This is a genomic window from Peptococcaceae bacterium (assembly GCA_024655825.1).
Taxonomy (GTDB): domain Bacteria; phylum Bacillota; class Peptococcia; order DRI-13; family PHAD01; genus JANLFJ01.
On the sequence record JANLFJ010000068.1, the window covers coordinates 1 to 8,029 of the forward strand.

The 8,029-nt window shown below is 49.5% G+C and carries 7 protein-coding genes; all 7 read right to left on the bottom strand.

Going from position 1 to position 8,029, the window contains the following annotated elements:
• Window positions 1-941, bottom strand: a 941-nt coding sequence (locus NUV48_15125) for an NAD(P)H-dependent oxidoreductase subunit E (GenBank protein MCR4443465.1), incomplete at its 3' end; no start/stop codon positions are given.
• Between the two features lie 9 nt (window positions 942-950).
• A complete protein-coding gene (locus tag NUV48_15130; GenBank protein ID MCR4443466.1) occupies window positions 951-1,472 on the bottom strand; it encodes an NAD(P)H-dependent oxidoreductase subunit E in 522 nt (173 codons plus the stop codon).
• 53 nt (window positions 1,473-1,525) lie between these two features.
• Window positions 1,526-2,293 carry a hydrogenase iron-sulfur subunit gene (locus NUV48_15135; protein MCR4443467.1) on the bottom strand — a complete coding sequence of 256 codons (768 nt, stop codon included), beginning with the start codon at window positions 2,291-2,293 and terminating at the stop codon, window positions 1,526-1,528.
• A gap of 52 nt (window positions 2,294-2,345) precedes the next feature.
• Complete coding sequence (locus NUV48_15140) at window positions 2,346-5,435, bottom strand: CoB--CoM heterodisulfide reductase iron-sulfur subunit A family protein (GenBank protein MCR4443468.1); 3,090 nt, start codon at window positions 5,433-5,435, stop codon at window positions 2,346-2,348.
• 127 nt (window positions 5,436-5,562) lie between these two features.
• Window positions 5,563-6,372, bottom strand: a complete 810-nt coding sequence (gene fdhD / locus NUV48_15145) for a formate dehydrogenase accessory sulfurtransferase FdhD (GenBank protein MCR4443469.1) — start codon at window positions 6,370-6,372, stop codon at window positions 5,563-5,565.
• Window positions 6,372-7,523 (bottom strand): (Fe-S)-binding protein, encoded by a 1,152-nt coding sequence (locus NUV48_15150; GenBank protein ID MCR4443470.1) that lies wholly within the window; start codon window positions 7,521-7,523, stop codon window positions 6,372-6,374. The genes fdhD and NUV48_15150 overlap by 1 nt, the downstream gene beginning before the upstream one ends.
• An 89-nt stretch (window positions 7,524-7,612) precedes the next feature.
• Window positions 7,613-8,029, bottom strand: a 417-nt coding sequence (locus NUV48_15155) for a (4Fe-4S)-binding protein (GenBank protein ID MCR4443471.1), incomplete at its 5' end; no start/stop codon positions are given.

Here is an 8,029-nt window from a genome sequence, read left to right on the forward strand (position 1 = left end):
AATGCCGTCATCAGGGCAGTTGATTCACCACAAACGAAAGCTCCGGCGCCCTGGTGCACTTTAACCTTGAAATCAAAGCCTGAGCCGAGAATATTTTTCCCGAGAAAACCATATTCCTCAGCCTGCTTAATCGCAAGGTTCACATTCTCTACTGCCAAGGGGTATTCCTGACGAACGTAAATATAGCCCTCACAAGCGCCGACGGCATAAGCCCCGATTATTAGCCCTTCAAGGACTGAGTGGGGGTTCCCCTCAAGTACAGCTCTGTCCATAAATGCCCCGGGGTCCCCTTCGTCTGCATTGACGATCACATACTTTATTTCGTCAGGGGCATTGCGGGACCCTTCCCACTTGCTGCCTGTGGGAAAGCCGGCGCCTCCCCTTCCTCTCAGGTTGGATTTTTTGACTTCCTCCAATACCTGCCCGGGTGTCATCTGGAAAAGAGCTTTGTCTAACGCGGAATAGCCGCCAATCGCCAGATAATCGTCAATGCTCTTAGGGTCAATTTTGATGTTACTGCCGATTATGACTCGTTCTTGATTCTTATAAAAGGGGATATCGGATTCGCGGGTTGCTTTTTCGCCTGTGTTCGGGTCGACATAGAGCAGGCGCTCGACAACCTTCTTCTCCTTTATGGTCTGAGAGACAATCTCGGGAACGTCTTCAGGCTTTACCTGGAGATAGCATATCTCCTCAGGATAAATAACCACAACGGGTCCTCTCTCACAAAATCCAGGGCACCCGGTTCCTTTTGTATTCACATCAGCCTTTAAGCCTTGTTTTTCAATCTCTGCTTGGAAGGCGGCTATGACTTCACTTGCGCCGGAAGCAATGCAACCGGCGCCGGCACATATTGAAATGCAAGGTTTATTTGGGTCTCTTTCCGACAATATGTCCTTCCTGAATTCTTCCAATTCAGCGGACGAATTTATACGTGCCATAATTTCACCCTAATCATAGTTTTTTAACACGTCTGCCACCATGGCCGGCGCCATCTTACCGTGCGTCTTTCCGTCAATTTCCACAACCGGTCCTAAGGCGCAACAACCGAGGCAGTTAACCGTCTCCAGGCTAAACTTCAAATCCAGATCCGTTTCGCCCGGTTTAATACCAGTCAGGTCTTGCACAGCGTCGAGGACACGCTGCGCACCCCGCACGTGGCAGGCAGTACCCATACAAACGTGAATTCCATGGCGTCCTTTGGGAACCAAACTAAAAGCTTTATAGAAGGTAGCTATATGCTGGATCCGGGTTAAAGGAACTTGCAACCGCTCGGCTACCCTCTCTAACGCTTCCTTGGGAAGCCAGTGATTTTCGCTTTGAATCTCCAGCAATACCTGAATCAGCGAACTGGCCTCGCACTCATGTTTATCAATAATCTGATCGACTCTATCGATCAATCCCTCGGCGATACCATGACAAGCGCACTCGCACTCATGTTTATCAACCTGATCGACTTTATCCTTATCCATAGCTCTGTCCTAATCTCCTTTTTCCCTTTAATCCACCGCCCGCTCTTTTCACCTTATGCCAGAGCATAGCGTTTCAGGCCTTGATCGTACCTGACGAATCTTTGCCTTGACGAACTATTAAGGTGTCTTGATACTTCAGACGGGGTCAGGCCTAATACCTTAGCGATCTCTCCGGTTGTAAGGGGTCCTTCCCGCAAGATAGAGATAATTTGGCTTATTGCCAATTTCTCCGCAATTGTTTCATCAAACACCCTGTTGAACTCGTCACTGGTGAAAAATCTACGATACTCTTCCTCCGATTTTTCGGGTAGTCTCAGTCTCTCCCTTTCCACCAGCCTAATGTAGGGGACTAGGTTTGTAACTACTTCAAGTCTGGACTTTAACGCGTTTTCATCTATTCCTTCGCCTTTGCCAAGAGGTCCTAACTCCATCACTTTCTTGTTGAAGTCATTCACCACTTCGGCGAAACGGATTCCTTCACCGGCAGATAAATGTTCTAGCCTTAACCTTTCGGGGCTCACCCCAATGTGCTCCATTATTTTTTTACATAGAAGCACCATGCCTAACGCACCGTAATTCCCATCCGTAATATAATGGCATTCGTTAAGGTGACAACCTCCGATAAACACCCCGTCTGCTCCATTTGAGAAGGCTCTGAGTACATGTGTCAGGTCGACTCTGCCGGAACACATCACGCGAATAAGCTTAATATGGGTGGCATATTGTTGTCTGGAAACTCCAGCCAAGTCAGCAGCGCCGTATGCTCACCAATTACACACAAAGCCTAAGATCTTTGGTTTGAACTTGAGTTCTGTACTCATTCTTTTCTCACCTCCTTATTTAATAATCCCGCCTTTGTTCATTACCGGACTTCTACAAGTCTGCAAAAGCCGCGTCAATTTGGCTGAAGAGCTCTTCATTGGTGTAGTGCTTCAGGCTTATAGCCTCTGTTGGACATTTTGTGTTGCAGAGACCGTCTCCCTTGCAGAGAACAGGATTAACCCTGGCCTTTCTGCCCTGTGGTGAATTATAAAACTCTATGGCGCCATACTCACATACCGTAATACACGCCCCACATGAAACACACTTGCTCTCATCCACCTCACAAACAGAGCCGGAGGCCACGACCGTATCATGTGAGAGAAGCGTTAAGGCCCGGCCGGCAGCCCCATAAGCCTGGCTGACCGTTTCTGATATAAACTTGGGATAGTGAGCCATCCCGCACAGGTAAATTCCCTCCGCGCCAAAGTCAACAGGTCTTAATTTGACATGGGCTTCCTGGAAGAATTCATCCGGGCCCAAGGATACCTTGAATAATCCGGATAATTCCTTTCTGTCTGCTGAGGGAATAACGGCGGCAGCCAAAGCGACTATATCAGCGTCCAGTTCAAGCTTCTTGCCTAAAATAGGATCGGTCACGGTAACCTTTAGAACGGGCCGCCCCTCATCCGACTCGCCGGCTTCCACCTGTGGTTTATCATCCGGCTCATAGCGGATAAACCTTACCTCTTTACTTGCCGCTTCCCGGTAATAATCCTCTTTGAACCCATACGTTCTGATATCCCTAAAGATAATGTAGATGTCCATCTTGGGGTTAATCTCTTTTAGTTTCAACGCGTTCTTAATAGATTCGCTGCAACATACCCGGCTGCAGTAATTTCTGTCCTCATTTCTGCAGCCCACGCATTGGATCATCACTATACTTTCCGCATTAATTACCTTTTCGTTTCCGTTGGCGATCTGCTCCTCCAACTCCAGGTGAGTCATGACCCGGTCATCTTCACCATACAGGTATTCGGTGGGTGTGTATACATCAGCACCTGTAGCGATGACGGCCGCACCATGTTTTATCTCGATGACCCTTCCTTCAGTCTTCACCGTGGTTACGAAATTCCCCACATAACCGCTGGCGTCGATGAAGGTGGCATCAGTATATACATGGATTAAGGGGTGCTGATAAACCTTGCGGATTAGATCACGCAAATAAGCTTGGACATCCAGCCCTTCCAGTGTGTAATGAATTCTTCGCGCTATTCCCCCCAGGTCCGTATCCTTTTCCACCAGGTAGACCTCATATCCCTGGTTGGCTATGGAGAGAGCACTGGTCATGCCGGCCACGCCTCCTCCGACCACTAACGCCCTTTTATCGACGGACAGATCAAATTCCTGCAGGGGCTCCAAGTGGCAGGCCCGGGCTACCGCCATCCGGATTATTTCCTTTGCCTTTCGGGTGGCCTCTTCTTTTTCTTTGGAGTGGACCCAGGAACAATGTTCTCTAATATTCGCCATGTCGTAGTAATATTGATTAATTCCCGCTTCCCGCAGGGTGTCCCGGAATAGCGGTTCGTGAGTCCTGGGAGTACAGGCGGCGACAACTACGCGGTTGAGCCCTTTTTCCTGGATATCCTTTGCCAACATCGCTGCGGCCTCAGTAGAACAAATAAAGAGGCTCTCATCAGAGTGAACGACATTGGGCAATGTTTTGGCATATTCAACTGCGGAAGGAACATCTACTATCCTTCCGATATTAGCTCCACAGTGGCACACATAGACACCCACCCTGGGCTCCTCTTGCGAGACATCCCTTTCCGGTGGATACACCCTTTCCGTGGACAGGTCCCCCCGGCGGTAGTTAAGGAGTTCACCACATTGGGAACCGGCACCGCTGGCGGTCACAACCGACTCGGGGATATCTACGGGGCCCTGGAAGGCTCCGCTGACATAAATTCCCGGGCGGGTAGTCTCCATCGGATTAAACGGATTGGTTTTACAGAATCCGTGATTATTGAGCTTAATGCCGAACTTTCTTGCCAGTTCCAACCCATCCGCTGGAGGATTCAATCCAACGGATAGTACCACCATATCGAATTCTTCCTCTTTTACCCCGTCCTCGGCAGTAGAGTATCTTATAGTTACATTCTTGCTTTCCGGGATCTCTTTTCCTATTGACACGTAGCTTCTGATAAACCGGACCCCGGGAAGGTTCTCCGCTCTTTGGTAGAATCGCTCGAAATCCTTGCCGTAGGAACGGATATCGTTATGGAATATCGTACACTCTGCCTCGGCATCATGGTCTTTGGTCAAAATCACCTGCTTTTGGGTATACGTGCAGCATACGCCTGAACAATAGCTGTTGCCGCCCGGAATAACCTGTCTGGAACCGACACAGTGAATCCAGGCTATTTTATGTGGATGCTTCCTGTCGGAAGCGCGCAGGATCTCACCTTCATATGGCCCGGTGGCACATAACAGCCGTTCGTAGTCCAGACTGGTTACCACGTTCTCAAACTTTCCGTAGCCATAGTCTTCCCTCAACTTGGGATCAAACGGTTCAAAGCCCGGGGCCAGAATTATCGCTCCTACTTTTACTTCTACTTTCTCCGCCTTTTGATTGAAATCTATGGCGTCAGACTTACAGACCCCCTGACATACGGTACATGTCTTGTCTTTAAGGTAACGGCAGCTTTCATCTATATAAGTGACAAGGGGAGTTGCCTGAGCGAAGTAAATGTGGATGGCTTTGTTCTTCGATATTCCCTGATTAAATTGATCAGGGTACACGACCGGGCAGTACTCCATACAGACAGTACACCCCGTGCATTTGCTCTCATCAATATACCTGGGCTTTTTAATCAGCGTTACTTTAAAGTTTCCAGCTTTCCCTTCCACACTGTCAACTTCAGTATAGGTCATGATCTCTATATTGGGATGCCTGTTACATTCAGTAAACTTTGGAGATTCAATGCACATGGAGCAGTCATTAGTGGGAAAGGTCTTGTCAAGCTGGGCCATGTGTCCGCCAATAGTCGGTGCTTTGTCCACCAGGTAAACTTTAAAACCTGCAGTTGCGAGATCAAGAGAGGCTTGAATACCGCTGATCCCTCCACCGACAACCATGACATCTCCGAACTTAGTGTTTCCGAGACTTTTAGAAATCTGTTCTATAATTTGTTCTTTTTCCATTCTCTCCACCCTCATCAGGTTTTATGAACTCGGGGACATTCCTCCGACTACCCTAGACTTATACCCAAGGAAGAGGAGGTGTGTCCCCTTTCCTTGTTATGTCCGGGTTCGGCCGGGTCAGCCGTACTTAATTTGTTGAGCAGCCAAGTCGCTCCGGGTGGGTAAACACCGCCAGCCGGTCGCCACGGGCCTGGCCAACCAGGGCGATGCCCATATCACTGGCAAGCGAAATGGCGTTCTTCGTCGGCGCGTGCCGCGAAACTACTATCGGGGTCTGCATCTTTGCCGCCTTGAGCAGCATCTCGGATGAAATGCGGCCAGTGATCAGCATCAATCGATCTCTGGTTGATATTCCCCTTAATAGACATTCGCCCTGGATCTTGTTCAAGGTGTTGTGTCGTCCGATATCTTCAGCCACTACCAGCAGGTTCCTGGTATCGGACAGAGCTGAAGTGTGCACCCCGCCGCTAAGCGGATATAACTCCATCTGCTCTTGCATCTGCTTCATCAGTGACAGTACTTCCGCCGGTGTCACAACAAGGTCCGAATCAACCCTCAGACCCCGGGTTTTGAAAACTGAACTGCCGCTGCATCCAAGTGTCCGCAACGTCGGCAATTCATAATCGGGGTCGTTTAGCCTCACATCGGCCAGTGATTCCTCTATACTCACCCGCATGCTCGCCACGTCGCCGACACCTGAGATGATTCCCTCCGCGTAAAGATATCCGATGACGAGATAATTCAGCTTGGCTGCAGTGCACAGGATGGTGACCAGTGCCTTTTTATTTACATAAATTGTAAGCTCCATCTCGCTGGGCACGTAAACTTTAGTCCTGGCCCATCCCTCGTCCGAAAAGCGATCGCATACTACTTCCGCTGCCACGTCTTTCATATCCGATGCGCCAATCGCTCCCTGCATGTCCAGCTTATCCGTCATTAAATCACCTCTTGGATGATCTCCGTGATGTCCTTGACCTGGATGACGTCATCATAATTCAGGACCGCCCTGCTGTCCTCAAACATGGTGATGCAATAGGGGCAGGCGGTAACGAGCACTTCAGCCCCAACCCCGATAGCTTCATTTAATCTGAGGTTGGAGAACCGGTCGGAAGCGTGAGTTTCCATCCAAATCCTGCCTCCGCCCATCCCGCAGCAGAGGCTTTGTTCCCGCGTCTCATTCATCTCGATCAGCTCTAAACCGGGGATCTTCTTTAAAACCTCACGCGGTTCGTCAAATACGCCGTTATGCCGGCCCAGGTAACATGGGTCGTGGTACGTGATCTTTTTCTCATATCCCTTGCTGATCTGAAGCCTTCCCTCATTAATCAGCTGGAATAAATACTGGGTGATATGCACTACTTCAAGGTTCACGCTGAATTCGGGATACTCGTTCTTGAAGGTGTGGTAGCAATGAGGGGAATTAACAAGAATTTTCTTTACTCCGTTTTCGATGAAGGTTTTGATGTTTTCCTTGGCTAATTTTTTGAACAATTCCTCATTGCCTGTCTTGCGGATGCTTTCTCCGCAGCAGTTCTCCTGCTCACCCAGGATCCCGAAATCTACTCCTGCTTTATTGAGGATACCGGCTGTGGCTTGGGCTACCTTCTTTAATCTCGGGTCATAGCAGAGGTAGCAGCCGGGGAAATATAAGTATTCCATTCCTTCTTCGAATGTTTTTACAGAGAGGCCTTTTGCCCAATCGGCCCTGTTTTTCCGGCTTTCACCGAAGGGGTTGCCTTCCGCGGTAAGGCCTGCGCTCGCGCCGCGGACGGGTTTGACGGCGGCGGGAAAAACTCCGTATCCCGAGGCCATCCTGCGCAGGGCTTTCATGTCTTCTATCTGCTTTACGTCCCTGGGGCAGACCTGGGCGCACTTTCCGCAGGTGGTGCAACGCCAGATCTCTTCGTGTTCGATCTCTGTCAGACCGAATGTTGCCTCTCGGATCAGCTTGCGCATACTGAACGTCCTGACTTTGTTCCAGGGACAGACGGTATCGCATTTTCCGCACTGATAGCAGTATTTGACGGCTTCTCCACCGTACGCTTTTATTTCACCTATGACCTCTTTGAAGGGGGTTACAGTTTCCACGATTTTTCCTCTTCTTTCACATTTAGTTGGGGGACATTCCTATCCACAAAAAATTACCCGGACTTCAGCAGGTGTGTCCCCTGTCCTTATTAGCCCTTAGCTTTCTGTGACATGCGGGCAAAGGTGTCCGACAACTCCTGATATCCGTACTTGTCTACCAATGATTTCAAGCCCAGCTCCATCTCGGCTGGTCTCACTTGTTCTTCTTCAGCTTCGACCCAAACTTCCTTTTCTTCGTAAGTCAGGCAGTTAAGCTGGCACGCCTGAACACACAAGGGTTCCGGCTGCGGCGGGTCGTCTTCACACATATCGCATTTAAGAGGTAGACCGGAATCGGGCTCATGAAAAAGATCCCTGGCCGGGCAGATAGTCCCGCAGAAACTGCACTCACTGTACTCTTTACCGTCAACTACATATACGCGTCTACCGTCACATTGGGCTTTGGAATAATCAGTGGCGCGAATTGGAACATATTCATCATTCAGCAGATCCTTAACTACACGGAT